Annotated in this window: 2 protein-coding genes; one reads left to right on the top strand and one right to left on the bottom strand. The window is 75.4% G+C overall.

The window, feature by feature from the left end:
- A partial coding sequence (locus H5J29_RS33905) for an AMP-binding protein (protein ID WP_181784937.1) occupies positions 1–258 on the top strand: 258 nt, incomplete at its 5' end.
- Here the strand turns inward: H5J29_RS33905 and H5J29_RS33910 are convergent.
- On the bottom strand, positions 209–1,067 hold an 859-nt coding region (locus H5J29_RS33910), incomplete at its 5' end, for a LuxR C-terminal-related transcriptional regulator (protein WP_220188258.1). The two genes, H5J29_RS33905 and H5J29_RS33910, sit on opposite strands and share 50 nt — an antisense overlap.

The following is a 1,067-nucleotide window of genomic DNA, read 5'->3' on the forward strand; positions in this document are numbered from 1 at the left end:
CTGCTGGTCGAGACCCCGCAGCTGGCCTCCGGGTACTGGCGGGACCCCGAGCTGACGGCCGACGCGGTGTCGGACGGCGTGCTGCGCCCCGGCTACCGGGCCACCCTCGACGCGGAGGGTCACCTGCACCTGGTCGACGCGGGCTGGGGAGCACGCGTCCGCAGGCCCGGCGCCGGCGCCGGGGTACGCAGACTGCTGGCGGGGGTCGTCAGCCGCGCAGGTAGCGGCACACGGCTTCGGCGCGGTTCGCGGCGTTGAGCTTGCGGAAGATGTGCTTGACGTGCGCCTTGACCGTCGCCTCGCTGATGAACAGCGCGGACGCGACCTGACCGTTGGTGTCCCCGGCGGCCATCCGCTCGAGGACCTCCAGCTCGCGGGCGGTCAGCGACTCCAGGGCGGCAGGCACCGCGGGCCGCAGGTGCGGCAGGAGCTCCCTGTCGTGGCCGGGGTCGGCCGCGCTCTCGGCGGCGGGCAGACCGCCCACCAGCTCGTCGACGAGGTCGAGCGCCGAGCTCGACGCCTGGACGAGCGTGCGGCGCAGGACCGTCAGCCGGTCCCGGTACAGCGCCCGTTCGGCGGCGAAGCCGAGGCTCTCGGCGAGCAGCCCCACCAGCTCGCGGTCGAACCGGTCGACCACCGCGCTGTAGCTGCTCTCGTCCGCGTGGATCATCGCCACGACCCGGCGACCCACCACCACGGGCGCGGCGACGTAGGCCCGCGTCCCGGTGACCTCGATGAGGTCCCGGTGGACCCGCGGGTTGTGGTGCGGGTCGGTGACCAGGACGGGCTGCCTGCGGCGGACGAGGTCGGTCTCCAGGAGCGACCCGTCGAGCAGCCGCGGTGCCTCCCGGCCCGCCGCGGTGATGGCCGCGGCCAGCCCGGCGTCGTCCTTCACGTAGGCGGCCCGCGCGATCCAGCGGCCGTTCTCGACCCGCGAGACGAGGCAGCGGTCGTAGCCGGAACGGCCGACCTCGCGCGGGGTCCGGTCGAGCAGCGTGCCGACCGAGGTGGCGGAGCGCAGCCGGTTCATGACCGCGCCCACGGTCGGCAGCGCGGCCGACCGCCGG

The sequence above is a fragment of the Pseudonocardia pini genome (assembly GCF_013870575.1).
Classification (GTDB): domain Bacteria; phylum Actinomycetota; class Actinomycetes; order Mycobacteriales; family Pseudonocardiaceae; genus Pseudonocardia; species Pseudonocardia pini.